The organism is Sutcliffiella sp. NPDC057660 (genome assembly GCF_042800035.1).
GTDB lineage: Bacteria > Bacillota > Bacilli > Bacillales > Bacillaceae_I > Sutcliffiella_A.
The window spans coordinates 204,989-223,204 of record NZ_JBHVHV010000002.1; the positions used below are offsets into that span (position 1 = coordinate 204,989).

General features: G+C 41.2%; 17 protein-coding genes. 2 read left to right on the forward strand and 15 right to left on the reverse strand.

All coding sequences use genetic code 11. The features are described from left to right. Positions 1-73: 73 nt before the first annotated feature. From ACFVAD_RS02740 to ACFVAD_RS02755, 4 genes are all read right to left on the reverse strand, one after another. Complete coding sequence (locus ACFVAD_RS02740) at positions 74-2,206, reverse strand: heavy metal translocating P-type ATPase (RefSeq protein ID WP_386635845.1); 2,133 nt, start codon at positions 2,204-2,206, stop codon at positions 74-76. After that, a complete protein-coding gene (locus ACFVAD_RS02745; protein WP_386636039.1) occupies positions 2,181-2,558 on the reverse strand; it encodes an ArsR/SmtB family transcription factor in 378 nt (125 codons plus the stop codon). The genes ACFVAD_RS02740 and ACFVAD_RS02745 overlap by 26 nt, the downstream gene beginning before the upstream one ends. Before the next feature lie 197 nt (positions 2,559-2,755). Continuing rightward, positions 2,756-3,622, reverse strand: coding sequence for a permease (locus ACFVAD_RS02750; protein WP_386635847.1), 867 nt, complete (start codon positions 3,620-3,622; stop codon positions 2,756-2,758). Between the two features lie 78 nt (positions 3,623-3,700). Beyond that, on the reverse strand, positions 3,701-4,147 hold the full coding sequence (locus ACFVAD_RS02755; RefSeq protein WP_386635849.1) for a MarR family winged helix-turn-helix transcriptional regulator: 447 nt from the start codon (positions 4,145-4,147) through the stop codon (positions 3,701-3,703). Positions 4,148-4,535: 388 nt separating this feature from the next. Between ACFVAD_RS02755 and lepB the strand changes: the two genes are divergently transcribed. Next, positions 4,536-5,060, forward strand: a complete 525-nt coding sequence (gene lepB / locus ACFVAD_RS02760; RefSeq protein ID WP_386635851.1) for a signal peptidase I — start codon at positions 4,536-4,538, stop codon at positions 5,058-5,060. Positions 5,061-5,111: 51 nt separating this feature from the next. Here the strand turns inward: lepB and arsC are convergent, their stop codons facing one another. From arsC to ACFVAD_RS02775, 3 genes are read right to left on the reverse strand one after another with little or no spacing between them, the layout of a single operon-like run. Beyond that, positions 5,112-5,531 carry an arsenate reductase (thioredoxin) gene (arsC, locus tag ACFVAD_RS02765; protein ID WP_386635853.1) on the reverse strand — a complete coding sequence of 140 codons (420 nt, stop codon included), beginning with the start codon at positions 5,529-5,531 and terminating at the stop codon, positions 5,112-5,114. Between the two features lie 58 nt (positions 5,532-5,589). Beyond that, a complete protein-coding gene (locus ACFVAD_RS02770; protein ID WP_386635855.1) occupies positions 5,590-6,888 on the reverse strand; it encodes an arsenic transporter in 1,299 nt (432 codons plus the stop codon). A gap of 15 nt (positions 6,889-6,903) precedes the next feature. Next, positions 6,904-7,245, reverse strand: a complete 342-nt coding sequence (locus ACFVAD_RS02775) for an ArsR/SmtB family transcription factor (protein WP_386635857.1) — start codon at positions 7,243-7,245, stop codon at positions 6,904-6,906. A gap of 205 nt (positions 7,246-7,450) precedes the next feature. Between ACFVAD_RS02775 and ACFVAD_RS02780 the strand changes: the two genes are divergently transcribed. Next, entirely contained in the window at positions 7,451-7,606 is a 156-nt protein-coding gene (locus ACFVAD_RS02780) for a hypothetical protein (RefSeq protein ID WP_386635859.1), read from the forward strand. Positions 7,607-7,701: 95 nt separating this feature from the next. Here the strand turns inward: ACFVAD_RS02780 and ACFVAD_RS02785 are convergent, their stop codons facing one another. The 8 genes from ACFVAD_RS02785 to ACFVAD_RS02820 form a co-directional block, all read right to left on the reverse strand. Beyond that, on the reverse strand, positions 7,702-9,156 hold the full coding sequence (locus ACFVAD_RS02785; protein ID WP_386635861.1) for a SulP family inorganic anion transporter: 1,455 nt from the start codon (positions 9,154-9,156) through the stop codon (positions 7,702-7,704). Positions 9,157-9,414: 258 nt separating this feature from the next. Then, a complete protein-coding gene (phoU, locus tag ACFVAD_RS02790) occupies positions 9,415-10,077 on the reverse strand; it encodes a phosphate signaling complex protein PhoU (protein ID WP_386635863.1) in 663 nt (220 codons plus the stop codon). A 12-nt stretch (positions 10,078-10,089) separates the two neighbouring features. Further along, a complete protein-coding gene (gene pstB / locus ACFVAD_RS02795; protein ID WP_386635865.1) occupies positions 10,090-10,914 on the reverse strand; it encodes a phosphate ABC transporter ATP-binding protein PstB in 825 nt (274 codons plus the stop codon). Between the two features lie 20 nt (positions 10,915-10,934). Next, entirely contained in the window at positions 10,935-11,819 is an 885-nt protein-coding gene (gene pstA, locus ACFVAD_RS02800) for a phosphate ABC transporter permease PstA (RefSeq protein WP_386635867.1), read from the reverse strand. Position 11,820: 1 nt separating this feature from the next. After that, positions 11,821-12,726 (reverse strand): phosphate ABC transporter permease subunit PstC, encoded by a 906-nt coding sequence (pstC, locus tag ACFVAD_RS02805; protein ID WP_386636041.1) that lies wholly within the window; start codon positions 12,724-12,726, stop codon positions 11,821-11,823. 138 nt (positions 12,727-12,864) lie between these two features. Continuing rightward, positions 12,865-13,836, reverse strand: coding sequence for a PstS family phosphate ABC transporter substrate-binding protein (locus tag ACFVAD_RS02810; protein ID WP_386635869.1), 972 nt, complete (start codon positions 13,834-13,836; stop codon positions 12,865-12,867). A 240-nt stretch (positions 13,837-14,076) separates the two neighbouring features. Continuing rightward, positions 14,077-16,263 carry a peptidoglycan D,D-transpeptidase FtsI family protein gene (locus ACFVAD_RS02815; protein ID WP_386635871.1) on the reverse strand — a complete coding sequence of 729 codons (2,187 nt, stop codon included), beginning with the start codon at positions 16,261-16,263 and terminating at the stop codon, positions 14,077-14,079. 127 nt (positions 16,264-16,390) lie between these two features. Then, complete coding sequence (locus ACFVAD_RS02820) at positions 16,391-17,680, reverse strand: MFS transporter (RefSeq protein WP_386635873.1); 1,290 nt, start codon at positions 17,678-17,680, stop codon at positions 16,391-16,393. Positions 17,681-18,216: the final 536 nt, after the last annotated feature.

Below are 18,216 nucleotides of genomic sequence, written 5' to 3' on the forward strand. Positions count from 1 at the left end.
AGTGTCTACACTTTAGGGTGCATTATATTTTTCTGATTGGCCAATTGGCTAAAACTTCATTAATTTGGAGAGATTATTTTCCTAATTTCAGAAGTCTCAATGAATTGATGATGACGATCAATGTAGCTCCCATATCAGCAAGGATTGCCATCCATAAGGTCAGAAGGCCCGGAATAATCAACAGCAATGCTAAAATCTTCAACCCTAGTGCAAGAAGGATATTTTGCTTGATAATGGCTAGTGCTTTGCGGCTCAGCTTAATGGTATATGGCAGTTTTTCAAGATCATCAGCCATGAGAGCAATGTCTGCCGTTTCCAAAGCAGTATCTGTTCCTGCTCCACCCATCGCAATACCTACCGTTGCAGCCGCTAATGCGGGGGCATCATTTACTCCGTCGCCAATCATCGCAACTTTACCGTATTGAGCGCGAAGTGACTTGATTGCTTCAAGTTTATACTGTGGTAGCAACTCAGCCTTCACTTCGTTAATACCTACCAGTTTCCCGATCGCTTGGCCAGTTGCCTCATTGTCGCCCGTTAACATAATTGTTTTTCTGATTCCGATACTTTGTAGCTGTTCAAGTACCCGTTTACTGCTATCCCGTACCTGATCTGCCACTGCAATCAACCCAATGATGTGTTTACCGGTCCCGACAAGCATGACTGTCTTCCCTTGTGTCTGCAGGTCCCTTACCTGCTCATTGATAGTAGGAGACACATTCATCAACTCAACAAATAGTGATGGACTTCCGATAAAATAAGTCTCATTTTGAATGGATGCATTAGCTCCTTTGCCGGTTATCGATTGGAAGTCTTCTGCCAGGTAGTCAGCTTGAGAAATACCTTGCTGTTCCGCTTTCCTGATAATAGCGGATGCAAGGGGATGCTGCGAGTACTTTTCAATGGCCATGCTTATGCCTAGTATCTCTTTTACTGACTTTTCGTTAAAGGTCAGTATATCGGTAACCTCAGGTGTCCCTTGGGTTAATGTTCCTGTTTTATCAAATGCAATGACATTCAACCGGCCAGCTTCCTCCAAATGAATGCCGCCTTTTATCAAAACCCCCATTTTTGCTGCGTTTCCAATCGCTGTTACAATGGCGACAGGGGTAGAAATGACTAATGCACACGGACATCCAACCACCAATACCGCCAATCCCCGATAGATCCATTCGGACCAATCTCCTCCAAGAAACAAGGGAGGAATCAGGACAATCAAGAGGGCAATGACCATGATTGCAGGAGTGTAGTATTTCGCAAATTTATCAATGAAGGCTTGGGTAGGTGCCCGCTCTGCCTGGGCCTCCTCCACAAGATGGATGATTTTCGCTATCGTGGTGTCTTCCACCCGTTTGGTTACTCTTACTTCAAGCGCCCCTTCTTCATTTAAGGTACCGGCAAAAACTTCATCCCCAGCGGCTTTCAGGACAGGGATCGACTCGCCGGTAATGGTGGATTGGTTAATGGAAGACTGCCCTCTTACCACTTCTCCATCCATGGCAATTTTCTGTCCTGGTTTGATGAGGAGAATATCATTGATCCGAATATCCTCTACATCCAATTCCAACTCCTGCGTCCCTCTTCTAACGATTGCTTTTTTAGGGGCAATATCCAAAAGGGAACGGATTGATTCCCGGGCCTTATCCATGCTATAGCCTTCAAGTGCTTCACTAAGAGCAAACAGGAAAACAACTACCGCCCCTTCGCCCCATTCCCCAATGATGGCTGCACCGATAATGGCAACGGTCATCAGAGTCTTCATATCAAATTCCAGCTTGAACAGATTCCGGATCCCGACTTTAAATAACGGGAATCCACCTACCAAGATGCTAATCCCAAATAAAAGAATGGTTGAAAAATACTCTTCCCCGTACCGATACACGGATATATAGCCTAATAAAAGAAAGAACAGCGAAATCATCGTATTCCGGTTTTCTTTCTTTTGCCAGAAAGGGATTTTCGGCTCCTCCTCCCTTTTCTGCTTCTCGGGTATCACTTTTATTCCATCAAAAGCTCCTGCTGCTTCCAGCTGTTCGACGGACGCGTCCCCGTAAACCGTAATCTTAGAAGCACCAAAATTAAGCTGCACTTCTTTTACCGTCTGGATATCACGGATATTTTTTTCGAATTTAGCCGCACAATTCGTACAGGAAAGTCCCTGCAATCTATATGTCTCTTTGCTATTTTGTAATGCTTTCTCCTCCATGAACTACACCTTCTTTGGAATGTATTAATGCAATGGAAACCAATTGATGAATATGGTCGTCAGCCAATGAATAAAATACGAGCTTGCCTTCCTTGCGAACCTTAGCCAGGTTCATACCTCTCAGCAATCTCAGATGGTGGGAGGCCGTTGCAGTGGAAGACCCTATGATATTCGCCACATCACAAACACATAATTCCTTCTCCAGGGTCAATGCATAAGCAATCTTTATTCTTGTGGAATCGGAGAGTGCCTTGAATAGCAACTCCACTCCACTGACTTCCTCCACCCTATTTTTGAGGATGTCTACTTTCTGCTCGTCATAGCAAAATGTCTCACAAGTATCTTTTTCCATTGTATGAATAAACTTTTCTGTCACGGTTCACCCTCCTATTCAAACGTTCATTTGAATGTTTATTATAGTTTTATCGTATGTGATGGCATGAAAATTGTCAATGATTATTCAAACGAACTTTTGAATAACTAAAAAATATGACACCTTCCCCTTTAGTATCCTGAAGAGGGGAAGATGTCATCCACTTTAACTTTTCTTTAAACCAGGTAAAATAAGAAACCTGACACCGTACTCATACTAATTACAGAAAGAACAAAAGCTGCAACAAGTTTCTTTTTGAAAATCGAGTTCAGCAGGGCTAATTCCGGTAAGCTTGCGCCAGCCGAACTGATAACCAGCGCCATGACAGGACCGAGGGCCATTCCTTTTGCAATCATCATTTGGGAAATCGGAATCATCGTGCTTAAGCGAATATATAATGGTATCCCGATTATCGCTGCAATCGGTACCAGCCACCAATTATCCCCACCGAAATATTGTGTAATAAAGCTCGTTGGAACAGTCCCATGGATGATTGCACCGATAGCAGCTCCGATAATCAGATACGGGTATACTGTTTTCATTAACAAAAGGGTTTCAGAGACCGCTTGTTTGATACTGAATACTTTGTTTTCAGGATTATAGCTTTTCAGGATGACACTTTTCACTTGCTTTTCAAAGCCCAATTTGCCAAGTGTCAAACCTATCACCACAGAAAGAGTGGTGGTGATGATGGTGTAGAATAGCGCGACCTTCCACCCGAGAAATGCAGTCATGATCGTGAGTATTGTAGGATCGAGCACAGGTGAAGCAAAAAGGAAAACCATGACTATTCCAAAGGGAACCTTCTTCTGGAGCAGCGTTACAACAACAGGAATGGTGGAGCAGGAGCAAAATGGTGTAATAAAAGCGAACAGCACTGCAAGGAAAGATCCGAGCCATACATTGGGATGATTCATCCACTTTTCCATTTTGTGATAAGGGATGATCATTTGAACAACGGAAACCAGGAATGTAACCAGAATAAACAATACAGTAAGCTCAAGCGCAATATACAAAAAACTTGAAAGTACTTCTTTCCACATAATAGACACCTCTTCTTTGAATTTATTTATTTGCATTTTGCAAGTATTCGATGTGTTAAAAGCAAGCTTTTCACTTGCTTAGGAGAAAGGTTTGCAGCACATATTACTTTTGCCCATAGCTTCGTTCAGTACTCGCAGGGATCTGATTACCTCGTCTTGTTCTTTTTTATTTAAGTGGGAAAAGACATTCTCCAGGTAATGCTTCATTTGATCGTTGATGCCTTCTTCCACCTGCTTCCCTTTGGTAGTCAAGGATAGATGGTATACTCTTTTGTCTACTGCCGATTGGCTTTTTTCCACGAGTTCCATTTTTTTGAGTGTCTGGATCTGTCTGCTGAAGGTTGTGATGTCCATTCCGATCGTATCCGCCACCTCCTGCATGGAAGGGAGATTCTTTCGTGCAATTTCATAGAGGATATGACTTTGAACCATTGAGATATCCAGGTTGTCGACTGTACAGCAATTTTTGTTCAGCATGCCGAATCGGCGCATGGTGACTTGTAGCATTGCTCTTATATCTTCCATTATTTTCACCTCTTACGTTTATTATAAGATATTATTTGCATTTTGCAAGTATTGTTTTGTTGGTTTTTTGAATATTTTTTTTGCATCTAAATGGGCATGTTTGTTTGAAGATTTTTGTCGAAAAATGCGATTTATCGATATCCCAAGAGTTTTCGTTGATATATGGAAAATTTCATTGATATATAATTATTTTCATTGATATATGGGGCAAATTCGTGGATAAATCCTTATTTTTGTTGATAAACGAACTTTGAGGGACAGCTTATCTAATAACTCCCGAGAACAATAAATTAAAATTACCTATTTTTAATAAAAAATGGAAACTTTTCTATAAATTTTTTCGTATTTATATTAGATAGATGATCAGACTGCTTTAGGTGGGTTGCGTATGGAGAATGATAGCACGAAAACAGAAGTCTTCTCATGGATTAAGTCTCTTATGGCTGTAGTGGTGCTTGTCATTGTATGCCGACAGTTTCTTTTTACACCAGTCACAGTAAATGGTGGTTCCATGAGTCCCACATTCCATCATAATGACCGGGTTATGGTGATGAAAATGAGTGAGATCGAACACTTTGATATGATAGTCTTTAAAGCGCCTACTTCAAGCGATAAGCATATTAAAAGAGTGATCGGGATGGCAGGAGATAGGCTGAAGGTAATGAATGATCAGTTATACATAAATGATGCGCTTGTGGAGGAACCATATTTAAATGAAAACAAGGCGTCTTCGCCTTTTACATTGACCGAGGATTTCGAAGTGGTGGTTCCGGAGGATTGTTTGTTTGTCATGGGTGATAACCGATTGCATAGCGGTGACAGCAGAATGTATGGATTTGTACCGGAGGATGATGTTTTCGGGGAAGTGAAAGTCCGCTTTTACCCTTTAAGCGGGGTCGGCCTGCCTGAATAGGAAAACGAGCAAGACATATTTGTCTATGCTCGTTTTTATTTATTATCTTCTTTATTTTCCAGTCTCAGCAAATGTCTTGATGCGATCGCCAATTTCATCACGTACTCGTTGGAAGAACTTCCATTTTTCTTCTTCTGTTCCTTCCGCTTTAGCCGGGTCATCGAAGCCCCAGTGCACGCGCTCCTTGTTAGGAGGAGTTGCCGGACATACATCAGCTGCATGACCACATAGTGTTACAACAAGATCTGCCTTTTTCAGGATTTCTGGATCGATCGTGTCGGACGTCTGGTTAGTGATATCCACGTCCACTTCATTCATCGCTTTCACAGCACTCGGATTTACACCATGTGCTTCAATACCCGCACTGTAAACATCCCATTCATCGCTCAAATATTTTTTCCCCCAGCCCTCTGCCATTTGGCTGCGGCAAGAGTTACCTGTACATAGGAAGTAGATAGTTTTTTTGGTCATGATGAAAAACTCCTTTAGATTATATTTGATAATTTATTTAAACAGAAAGTCTCTGTTTTTAACCGATAATCAATAGCCAGAAATAAAGGCCAAGCAAGGTAATAAATAGTGTTGGTATGGTTAGGATGATACCCACTTTGAAGTAGTATCCCCAAGAGATCTTCACACCTTTAAGGCTTAATACATGTAGCCATAAAAGAGTTGCAAGGGAACCAATCGGTGTTATCTTTGGACCTAAATCTGATCCGATTACGTTCGCATAGATAAGTGCATCTCGAATGACACCATCTGTCGCTGTATCCTTGATAGCTAAGGCGTCTATCATAACAGTAGGCATATTGTTCATGAAGGACGATAGTATAGCTGCAATAAAGCCCATGGAGATCGTTGCTACAAACAGCCCTTCATCTGCCGCCATCTGGATGAGATCTGTCAGGACATTCGTAAGTCCTGCATTACGAAGACCATATACAACCACATACATACCAATCGAGAAAAATACGATGGCCCATGGTGCCCCTTTGACAATTTCCTTAGTATGAATGGCAGGGCTTCTTCTACTGACGATTAAAAAGAAGACCGCTACTGCTGCTGCTACAAATGAAACTGGAATTCCTGCAAACTCACTGATGAAATATCCAACAAGAAGAACTGCTAAGACAGCCCAGGATAGTTTAAAAAGCTTAAAGTCTTTGATGGCTTCCTCCGGCTTTTTTAACACGGACATGTCATAGTCCTTTGGTATGCTTTTGCGGAAAAACAGGTAAAGAACTGCTACACTCGCACTAAGGGCAAAGAAGTTCGGGACAATCATGTGAGAAGCATACTCCACAAATCCGATGTCAAAGAAATCTGCAGAAACGATATTAACCAGGTTACTTACTACAAGCGGTAAAGAAGTCGTATCTGCAATGAACCCACTCGCCATAATGAATGGCAGGATCATCTTTTCCTTAAAGTTAAGGTTTCTTACCATTGCCAGTACAATCGGAGTCAGGATCAGCGCTGCTCCGTCGTTGGCAAAAAACGCTGCAACTAGAGCTCCAAGCAAGGTAATATAAATGAACATCCTTAATCCGCTTCCTTTTGCGAAACGGGCCATATGAAGTGCGGACCATTCAAAAAAGCCAATCTCATCAAGAATCAAGGAAATGATGATGAGTGCGACAAACGTCAAGGTCGCATTCCAGACAATACCGGTTACATCATATATATCCTGTAGGGAGACAACTCCAACTAGCAACGCCAAGAGTGCTCCAGCGCAAGCTGACCACCCAATGGATAATCCTTTTGGCTGCCAGATGACGAATATTAAAGTAAGTAAAAAAATCGATGATGCCAATATGATTTCAAACAAGCATAAAACCCCCGTCTAATTACAAGTTATTCTAAGTCCTTTTCTCTCCAGCTCCAGCATTTTCTCCTCTAGCTTTGGTACATGCTCCAAAATGGAACTGACCATCTCATAGTGGGCATGGCCGCTATTTAGTGAATACATAATCCACTGGCCCTTTCTGGACTCCTTTACAAGCCCTATGTCCTTGAGCTTCTTCAAGTGCTGACTGATGGAGGGTTGACTCATCTGAAAGATCTCGACAAACTCACAAACGCAGCAGTCATGATCCTGGAGCAATGCCACCATGGATAGCCTTGTTTTGTCCCCTAGCAGTTTAAGGGTTGAAGCCGCCTCTTCCATTTTCAAGACAGTTTGCATAGTTTCACCAACCTTTGGAAAAATAGATATATAATAAATCACTTATATAACAATATGCTTATATAATAAAACACTTATATATTAGTTTCAACCTTTCTATTGTAAAAAAAACGTAAAGATTAATTGCGGAATAAACAGATAGTTGATACACTAAAATTAAGAAAGCGCTTCCAATAAGCATATGACCGGGAAAGGTGATGGCTGTGTGATGATGGATTATCAATACAGACGACGAGCTTTTCAAAACCTGCATGTGGAACAAGAAGAGGCTAAAAACGAAATGAAACAGCATATCAAGAAAAGCAAAACAATGATGGCTTACCTATCTTCATTTTTTTGCTTTTTTCATCACACTTCGTAAAAGGAGCCTTTAAACGCTCCTTTTTATTATGCTCATTTTTATTTTAGAACTACTAAAAAAAGAGTGAGACAATTTCGTCTCACCCTTTCTACACATTAATGCCCCGAGGGAACAGATAATCCGACTCTGTTAACAAGTGCTTCACTTTCTTCATTCAGCCCGATTATCGTAACCTTCTTGCCTAAGCGTTGATATTTTAAGAACGTTTTGGAAATTGCCGTAACGGCTGATTGATCCCATATATGTGTGTTGCTGAAGTCAATCACGATTTCTTCCGGATCGTTCTGATAGTCGAACAAGTCAACAAAATGACTCATTGTTCCAAAAAACATCTGTCCTGTAATTTTGTAGACCATTCTGTCGTTCTCCAGGAGTATAGTTGCTCGGATTTTTGCCATTTTCCAGCCGAAAATCAACGCACTCAACACAACCCCTGCCCCCACACCTTTTGCAAGATCATGCGTATAGACAACAATGGCTACTGTAACAACCATTACAACTGCATCTGCACGCGGTATCTTGTGCAGTTCTCGGATAGACTGCCAATCAAACGTTCCAATGGAAACCATTATCATGACACCAACCAAGGCGGCCATTGGAATTTGGACCACTATGTCACCTAGGACCATGATAAGGAACAATAAGAAAACCCCGGCAACAAATGCTGAAAGCCTTCCTCTTCCGCCTGACTTCACATTGATGACAGATTGCCCGATCATCGCACACCCGGCCATCCCGCCAAAGAATCCAGTGACAACATTCGCGATACCTTGTCCTTTCATCTCACGGTTCTTATTACTCTTTGTATCTGTCATTTCATCTACGATTGTTGCTGTTAACAATGACTCCAATTGACCAACAATCGCCAGTGTAAATGCGTATGGCAAAATGATCATGAAGGTTTCCCATGAAAGCTCCACCATAGGGACATGGAACATTGGTAATGACCTGGTTATTTCCCCCATATCACCAACTGTATTTAATCCGAATCCTCCTCCGAATACTACAACCGCAGTAATGACAACAATTGCAAACAAAGCGGAAGGGATTGCTTTTGTAAAGCGAGGCAAGATATAGATGATTGCCAGTGTTGCTGCAACAAATGCGTACATCACCCATGTTGCATCTACAAACTGCTCTAACTGAGCCATAAAAATTAAAATTGCCAAGGCATTCACAAATCCAATAATTACAGCTTGTGGTAAAAAGGATATAAATTTACCCAGCTTAAATATACCCATCAATATTTGAATGATTCCGGTAAGGACGGTCGCAGCAAATAAATACTCCAGTCCATGGTCTGCCACTAATGTAACCATCAATAGGGCCATTGCTCCGGTTGCCGCAGAAATCATCCCTGGTCTGCCACCTGTGAAAGCGATAACCACGGCAATACAGAAGGATGCATATAGTCCTACCATCGGGTCAACACCCGCAATGATAGAGAATGCAATTGCTTCTGGAATAAGGGCTAAGGCTACGGTCATCCCAGAAAGAATATCCCCACGCACATTACCAAACCATTCTTGTTTTAAAGTTGCTATGTTCATAGCACACCTCTTCCCTGTTATTTAGTTTTTGTGACTTTCTACTCTCAAGAAAGTCGGGTCCGTTTGCAACAGGGAAAATCATAACATATTTTTGAAAAGGTGAAAATCACGACGAAAACGGAAACAAACTAATATATATCTCTCTATCTCTATATTTCTCTCTTTCCCATCATTTTTCGTATATTCTTCAAAAAAAAAGACAAATTTCATTTCCAAAATAAAAGCTCTGTCTATGGAGTTAGACAAAGCTTTCCGTTTCTATTCATTCAATTCATAGTGTCGACCTTTTACAAGATAGAGTATGTTTTCCGAAATATTCGTTGTATGATCTGCCATTCTTTCAATATAACGGCATATGAAGGATAGCTGCGTAATCTGCGGTATCATGTCTGGGTAATCCTTTGTCAGCTTCAACAACTCTCGGATGTTTTCACCATATAGCTCATCAACCCGATCGTCCATCTCAGCAACTTGCTTTGCCAATATGACATCTTCATCATAATAAGCCTTTAATGAAAGTGATAGCATTTCAGTTGCGATATTATGCATTTTGACAATCTTTTCAATCGGGATAAGGTCCTCTGACTTTTCGCCGATACGAATGGTTGACTTTGCGATGTTAACTGCAAAGTCCGCAATCCGTTCCACATCCGTAGAAATTTTAATTGCGACAATGATTCTTCGCAGGTCCACTGCCACCGGCTGTTGTTTTGCGATTAGGAGGATTGCGAAATCATTTATTTCTTCATCAAGACGGTCTGCTTTATAATCATCTTCAATAATCTGAAGCGCTTGATCTATATCCTTGTTAGTAAGGGTATTGATGGACTTTCCTAATGCAATTTCCGCCAAGCTTCCAAGTTCCAATAGCTTATCTCTTAACGTGTTCAAATCTATTTGAAACTGTCCACGAACTGTCATTGTACTCTCCCCTTACCCGAAGCGACCGGTAATATAGTCTTCTGTACGTTTATCAGACGGGTTGGAGAATAGCTTATCCGTTTCGGTGTATTCTACCACTTCCCCGCTCAAGAAAAATGCTGTTCTATCAGAAATACGAGCTGCCTGCTGCATGTTGTGGGTCACGATTACGATACTGTAATCCTTTTTCAGTTCCTGAACCAGCTCTTCCACTTTTAATGTAGAAATCGGGTCAAGTGCTGAGGTTGGTTCGTCCATGAGGATCACGTCCGGCTCAATAGCAAGGCACCGTGCGATACATAGACGCTGCTGTTGTCCGCCGGATAAGCCGTATGCATTTTCGTTTAAACGATCTTTGACCTCATTCCAGATTGCAGCTCCACGCAAGCTTTTTTCCACGATTTCATCAAGGACCTTTTTATTGCGGATTCCATGAATTCTCGGTCCATACGCAATATTATCATAGATGGATTTTGGGAATGGGTTTGGTTTTTGGAATACCATTCCTACATTTGTTCTTAATTCTTCCACTTTATATGATTTGGAGAGGATGTTTTTATCTCTATATAAAATATCACCGGAGATCCTTACACTTGGCACAAGTTCTACCATACGGTTCAACGTTTTGATATAGGTTGATTTACCACATCCGGATGGGCCGATGATAGCTGTTACTTCGTTCTCGTAAATTGGCAGGTTGATGTTTTTCAAAGCCTGATCTTCACCGTACCAAAGGTTTAAATCTTTTGTATGATAAACTATTTTTTTGTCTGTTGGAGTGTTTGCAGTTGAAGAAGTCGCATTCTTCGATTCACGTTCAGGTACCACAACTTGCATGGATGATTCCTCCTCTAAGATTAAAATCTTCTTTGAAATTTATTTCGAATAATAACCGCAATAGAGTTCATGACCAATAAGATGAACAGCAATACGACAATCGTTGCTGCCGCCAGGTTTGCGTATTCTGCCACAAGGGCCGCGTCAATTGTCCAATAGTAGATCTGCATCGGAAGCACCGTAAACTTATCAAAGATTCCTTCTGGAAGTGGAATCAATAATGCAGGGATTCCTAATACAACCAGCGGAGCAGTTTCCCCGATTGCACGGGATAACGCTAAGATGACTCCTGTTAAAATACCCGGTATAGAAGCAGGCAAAACGATATTCTTGATGGTTTGCCATTTCGTGGCACCCATTCCATAGGATGCTTCCCTTAAATATCCAGGTACAGCACGAATTGCTTCCTGACTGGCTACTACTACGATAGGCAGAACCAGTAATGCCATGGTCAATCCACCAGCCAGAACAATGTTTCCAAGACCTGCTGCTCTTACGAAGATGGTCAACCCTAAGATACCAAAAACGATCGAAGGAACTCCGGCAAGGTTAGAAATATTCATCTGTAAAAATCGTTGAAGGCGGCCTTTTTTGGCATACTCTTCTAAATATATCGCTGTCCCTACTCCGAGGAACAAGGTAATTGGTGCAACAACAAGCATGAGCCATAAAGTTCCCATTATTGCTCCCATGATACCAGCTCTATCGGCCATGGTAGATAATTTATTCGTAATAAACTGAAGATCGATCCAACCCATACTTTGTGAGATAACACGGTAGAATAATATGATCAGAACAACAAGACCGATTAATGTGGCAAGTAGGAAAATGGATCTCGCAAAATTGTTTACAGTCAGTCTTGAGTTCATCTTTTTTTGCACTTGTGCTGCATCAACATACTTCATCTTAATATTCCTCCCTATACTTGCGAGAGATATACTGAGCGATCAGGTTCATAATCAAAGTAAATACAAACAAGGTCATCGCTACAGCATACAAACTGTAATATAAAGTTGAACCAGCTGGTGCATCTCCACCGGTTACTTCGACAATATAAGCAGTCATCGTTTGCATTGATTGTGTTACATCAAACGTAAAATTCTTTGTACTTCCACTTGCAATCGTTACAATCATCGTTTCACCGATTGCACGTGATATGGCAAGAACAAAGGAAGCGACAATTCCAGACATGGCAGCAGGAACGACAACCTTCCATGCCACCTCAAGTTTCGTAGATCCAAGAGCTAGCGCTCCCTCTCTCATTGCATTGGGAACTGAGCTCATGGCGTCTTCCGATAAGGAGGCAACCATTGGAATGATCATGATCCCCATTACAATACCCGGACTGAGAATATTTGTTGGTTCCAAACCAGGAATGATTGCTCTTAATAGGGGTGTTACAAAAGTAAAAGCGAAAAAACCATACACGATTGTCGGGATTCCGGCAAGAACCTCCAAAATCGGTTTTAATATTCTTCTGACTTTATCAGAAGCATATTCACTTAAAAATATTGCTGACATTAATCCGATAGGAATTGCTACAACCATTGCGATGAGTGACGAAATGATCGTCCCTGTTAATAATGGCAAGACTCCGAACTGCGCATTTTCACCCAAAGGCTTCAAAACCGTACCTGTAAAGAATTCTAGGAATGGTACTCTTTTAAAGAATTCCACTGTTTCAAATAATAAAGTAAATATAATACCAATAGTAGTAAAAATGGAAATTGTTGCAATCACCAAAAGGAATTTTGGCACAAAAGCCTCAATAAGCCTGTTTGTGTTGAGAGTGGACTTATTCTGTTGAATCATCTCTCTCACATTGATATTTTCTTTCTGATTTGCCAATTTGAAATACCCCTTTCATCCCAAAACAGGGTTCATCCATAGCCTGTTTTAGTGCACATGGGAAGATGAGCAGCATCATAGCTCCCCATCTCCCCGAAAAATTTACTTTAAGCCTTCTAATTCTTCAACAGATTTCTGAATCTCTTCATCAGTTAAAGGAGCAAAACCTGTCTCACTTGCTACTTGTTGTGCATTTTGCATTGTGTAGATTGCATAATCCAGAACCTGAGGCTTTTCTTTCGCCATTCCAACATTCAAGTATGTGAATACTGGACGCGTGAAGTTGGCATAGTCTCCATCTTCAGCAATTGTGTCAAGAGACGGTTCCACCGGTCCGTTACCGAAGTCGACTTTCACTGCTGTTAATTTATCTTTGTTGCTTTCATAATAGCCATATCCGAAAAATCCAATTGCATTTTTATCTTTAGAAACAAGGTCTACTAGAGTGGAGTATTCTTGTTGTAAGTTTGTTCCTTCAGCTAAATCTTTTTCTTCAAGGATGTTTTCCCAGAAGAACTCGTATGTTCCGTGGTTTTCATTTGGTCCATATGTCTTGATTTCTTCATCCGGGAAATCAGAACGAACATCAGACCATTTTTTCTTGTTTCCTTCGGCTAAGAAGATGTCGATAATTTCTTGCTCAGTCAATTCCTGAGCCCAGTCATTTTCTTTATTGATAACGAAAGTTAAACCGTCAAGTGCAACTTTCATTTCTTTAACTTCCATACCTAATTCGTCAGCTTGTGCTGATTCTTCATCTTTAATTTGACGGGAAGCATTGTTGAAGTCTGTACCATCTTCCACCAGGAATTTCTTGAATCCTGCAGATGTACCAGCACGGCTCACTTCAACAGATACACCCTCTTGAGCTTCTGTCATGTATTTTTCAGCCATTACTGACATGAAAGGAAAAACTGTTCCAGATCCATCAATTACTACACTACCTTCAAGTTCTTCTCCACCTTCAGCGGATGTACCCTCTGAAGATCCATTGTTTGAGTTACCGCATGCTGCAGCAAATACTGCTAGTGATGCTACGATCGTAAGTAATAAAAAACGTTTGAAGCTTTTCATTTCTTAATTCCCCCTAAGGTTTTTGTTTTTTGATGTTTCTGTTTATCTAGCCCTACGAGTTTTATAATATAATCAACGTATTAACCACGTATGAACCAAGTGTAAAGGTTTTGTAAATCTCCTCTTTTTTGATGAAATTTGGGGAATAATAGCGATTTTTGTGAGGTATTAGCTATTGAATTCTGGTTTTCTAGGTAGAATGCAATAAAAAAAGCACTCGCAATGAGTGCTTTTTTCAATCTATTCGGTGTCTTCCTGGTTTTGTTCTTCATCTTCTGGTAATGTGCCATCTTCAGTTGTGATGGTGTTCTGCTCTTCTGGGTTATCCAGACCATTCGTCCGCTTCTCCTTGAGTTCGAAATAAGCTTTCATTATTTCGTCTCCGATTTCAGTACTGATTCCTCCAGTTACATTGAAACCGGTGGAAGCATAAGGAACCATGATAGCAAAGGCAAGTTCAGGATTATCGTATGGCGCATAGCCGATCAGATTAAAGTTAAGGGTATCATGCCCTACTTTTTTCCCGCTTGCCAGCGTTTGAACATATCTTGACTCTGCCGTACCGGACTTACCGGCTGGCTTGTATTGCTTCATTTTGGAACCTCTTGCAGTACCCTGTTTTCCATTATACACTCGAATGAAACCATCCTGGACGCGCTTGATTTCCGCATCTGTCATATCTACTCTGTTAAGGATTTCCGGCTTGAATGGCTGCAGGACAGGTCCTAATCCATCCTCTTCAACAGGCTCCCTTACTTCTCTTACCAACTGAGGCTTTACACGGTAGCCTCCGTTGGCGATGGTGGATACATATTGTGCTAATTGAAGTGTGGTATAGTTGTCATACTGACCAATTGATAAATCCAGCAACAAACCTGGCAGAGATTTGTCTCCACCAATTACACCTGTGGATTCATTAGGTAAATCTATTCCAGTATTAACACCTAAACCGAATTGTGCAAAATAGCTTCTTAGCGTATCATACGCTTCTGGTTTTACGTATATTGCTTCCCCTGGCCTGTAATTAGCCCCTGCAATTGCCAGGGCGGTCTTGAACATATACACGTTGGAAGACCTTTCAAGCGCTGTCCAATCATTAATATTCCCCATATTTAAATAGGAACCTTTTTTCAGTCGGTCTGGGCCCAGATATAAAGGGGTATCCAACTGGTAACTTCCCGGCTGTATTACTCCATGCTCAAATCCAGCTAATACAGTTGCTCCTTTTACGGTGGATCCTGGCTCAAATGCTGATTGGAATGTTCCAAGTGCATGGTCGAGCACTTCCGTTTTACCATTCTCATCTTTGACTAACTGTTTTCCTGCAAGGGTTAGAATTTCGCCTGTCTTAGGATCCATGACTACTGCATAGGCACGATCCAGGAATTCAGCCTTTGCAGCAGGGTTTGCTTTTGCTGCAAGCATCTTTTCGACTAAAACTTTTTCAACGATTTGCTGCAGTTCCATATCTATAGAAAGAACGAGGTCTTTTCCTCTCTGTCCTTCAAACACTTTTTCCTGGCGAAGCAGATTACCTGATGAATCTGTTACATTTTTGACTCTCGCCTTTTGTCCTTGTAGTACATTTTCATACTCGGCCTCAATTTGACTCATCCCTACACGGTCATTCCGGCTGTATCCTTTTGCAAGGAATTCCTGCAGACGCTCACTTGGAATCCCACTTTCCGTATCTGACACCCTTCCCAAAATGGAACGCAGCGTGTCACCGAACACATACTGGCGGTCCCAATCCGTCATGATATCGACACCCGGAAGATCCCCGAGACTTTCACTTATGATGGCATATTCTTTTGCTGTTACATCTTGATTTTTTACAATTTGCGGGGTAAGAGGGTAGCCTTTGATCAGTTCACGGAAAATGGCAAGGACTTTCATATCCTCTTCAGATTCTGTAATCTCCTTCAAATGATCTTCAGTAATTCGATCCAATTGAATCTGATAGAGGTCTTGTTCTTCGATTTCTCCGTCTTCCACCTTTTTCATATCGGCATCAGTGATCAATTTCTTTGCTTCTTCAGGATGGGTCAGGATCCAATAATCCTTTTTGTCCCGCTCCTGAATTTCCTTCGTATCAAGCGTGATGACTTCGGATAATTGCCTTGCAATCTCCAACTGCTCCTTGGAAGAGGTGGATTGCATCCTTGTATATGTAATCGCATTTAATGGCGTATTATCCACCACCACGTTATGGTTGCGATCAAATATTTTTCCTCTTGGCGCCAATGTATTTACAGTAACATTCTCTTCTCTATCCACTTCCTTGCGATAGTCCTCTCCAAACACGATCTGGACAAATCCTAAGCGAAGTATTAGGGCAGAAAACAACAAAAATACCACAAAAAACAAAAGATTCAACCTATATGGAACATAATTCTTTTTCTTCTTTTTTTGTTTCTGATTGGTCATACCCTACACCTTTTCATCTGAAATTTTTGCATAAAAAGCAACAGACACCTATTAGTAATCTCCCTAGGTGTCTTTGTCTATCTTTATTGTATAAGAAATCACTTAAAATATCTATTAATAAATGGTACTAAGGCTTAGATTCTCCCTCACCATCCCTCAAAGTTGTCACAATTGGATGCGGTTCCTCTTTTACGACTGGTTTAGTCGGCTCCAATTCAATTTTTCTCACAAAAGGATAAATCATCGCATGACCAGCCCCGATGATACACATGAGGATCGGTATACTTTTTTGCTGATCAAAAAATAGGACAGCTATCAGGAAAAGTATAACGGAAACAGCCCTGCCTCCATTCAGGAAAATCTCGCGGACCACAATATACTCTATGCGCATTTCGCCAGCCTTCCAGCTTCTGCCGATCACGTCATATGTCAGCGAGACGTATGGCACCAATAATAATGGATACGCGATCGCAATCGTCACCGCATAGAAGAGAAGTTTCACATATGTAAGCTCGAATACAAGAAAGAATATCGCCCCGTACAAGATCAGCCCACCAAACAGGATGGCTTTTTTCCTGTGATGCTTCTTGATAAGCCTTGTGGCAAAATAGTAGGCAACAAATGCTACAGCCGAATTCAACAACCCAAAGGTTCCGAGTGCCATTTCACTGTTCGTTGTGATATACACCAATACGGATACAGCAAAAATGAAGGTACCCTCCCTTATTCCTTGAAAGAAATGGGCATTGGTAATATATCGCCAATTGTCATTGTTTCTTCTTTCCTTGATGATCCGTTTCAGTTCGTAGCTTCCCTCTGCCCCTCTTCGCTTAATAAATAAGCTTAAGATGACCGCAGCAGAAAATAGGACCAGGGAAATTGTAAAAATGACCGTGTACCCAGTAAACTTCTCCAAAGTGGAAATGATGTACCCGGCAGCAAACGGCCCTATCATCCCCCCTACAGATGTCAGGATCCCTAAAAAACCGTTGAAAAAATCCCGGGTTTCCGGTTCCGTAATTTCAAATGTAAGGACATTAAAGGCAAGCCAATAGAATCCGTAGCCGATTCCAAGTAAGGAACCGAGCATCAAAAAATAGGTAGATGCCTGATCTCCGATAAAGAGTACAGATAAATAAAAAAGTGCTAAGAATACGACTCCTAAACGTAGCACTATGACTCGGTCGATTTTTTTTGCCCACCTCCCCGCCAGGATAAATGTCAGAGGCTGAAAGATGACCACTGCCAGGTTATAGAAGCCCAAATCGCTGAACTCTCCCGACTGCTTCCACAAGTAAACATTTACAAATGTGTTCGATAAAGCGATGCTTAGTGAATAGAGTCCGCCAATGACCAAGAGCAGCAGCAAGTCTTTATTCACTTCCACATCGCCAATTAACTTTTTTAATGCAACCATATTACCCTCGCTCCTTTATCTACGTTTATTGTGGCTTTATGGGGAGGTAATATGTATTGTTTTTAGGTGTCTTTAGTCATCACTGGAATCTGCTTTGTTATTTATGATGTGCTTTCTACTCGGATTCCTTTTTCAAATAGCCCTTCAATCACCTTATGATGATTTTTTAAATATAACCTCACTTACAGATGAATCAGTTCGTAGTAATCCTTTATTTAAGTTTTCTTGTCCTTTATCGAAGTACCTGTAAAAGAAAAATAAGCGGAGTTTTTCCGCTTAAAAGCAGAAGTGTAGCCTGTTTCGAGGGAAATAAGGGGAGTTTTTCCGCTTATGCACAGAAAAATCACCCATTTTCGAACTTTTCGAGTCATTAGGCGGAATCTCTCCGGCTATTTCGGCCTTTTTTAATAGTAATTACTTTTTAAGCGGAATTGTTCCGTCTAACTATCAGCTATAGTGCTTAACCTGATCCTTTCATCCACTATATTTTCAATCCACTTGCTTAGAAACAAAAAACTCCCGCCCACAATGGACGA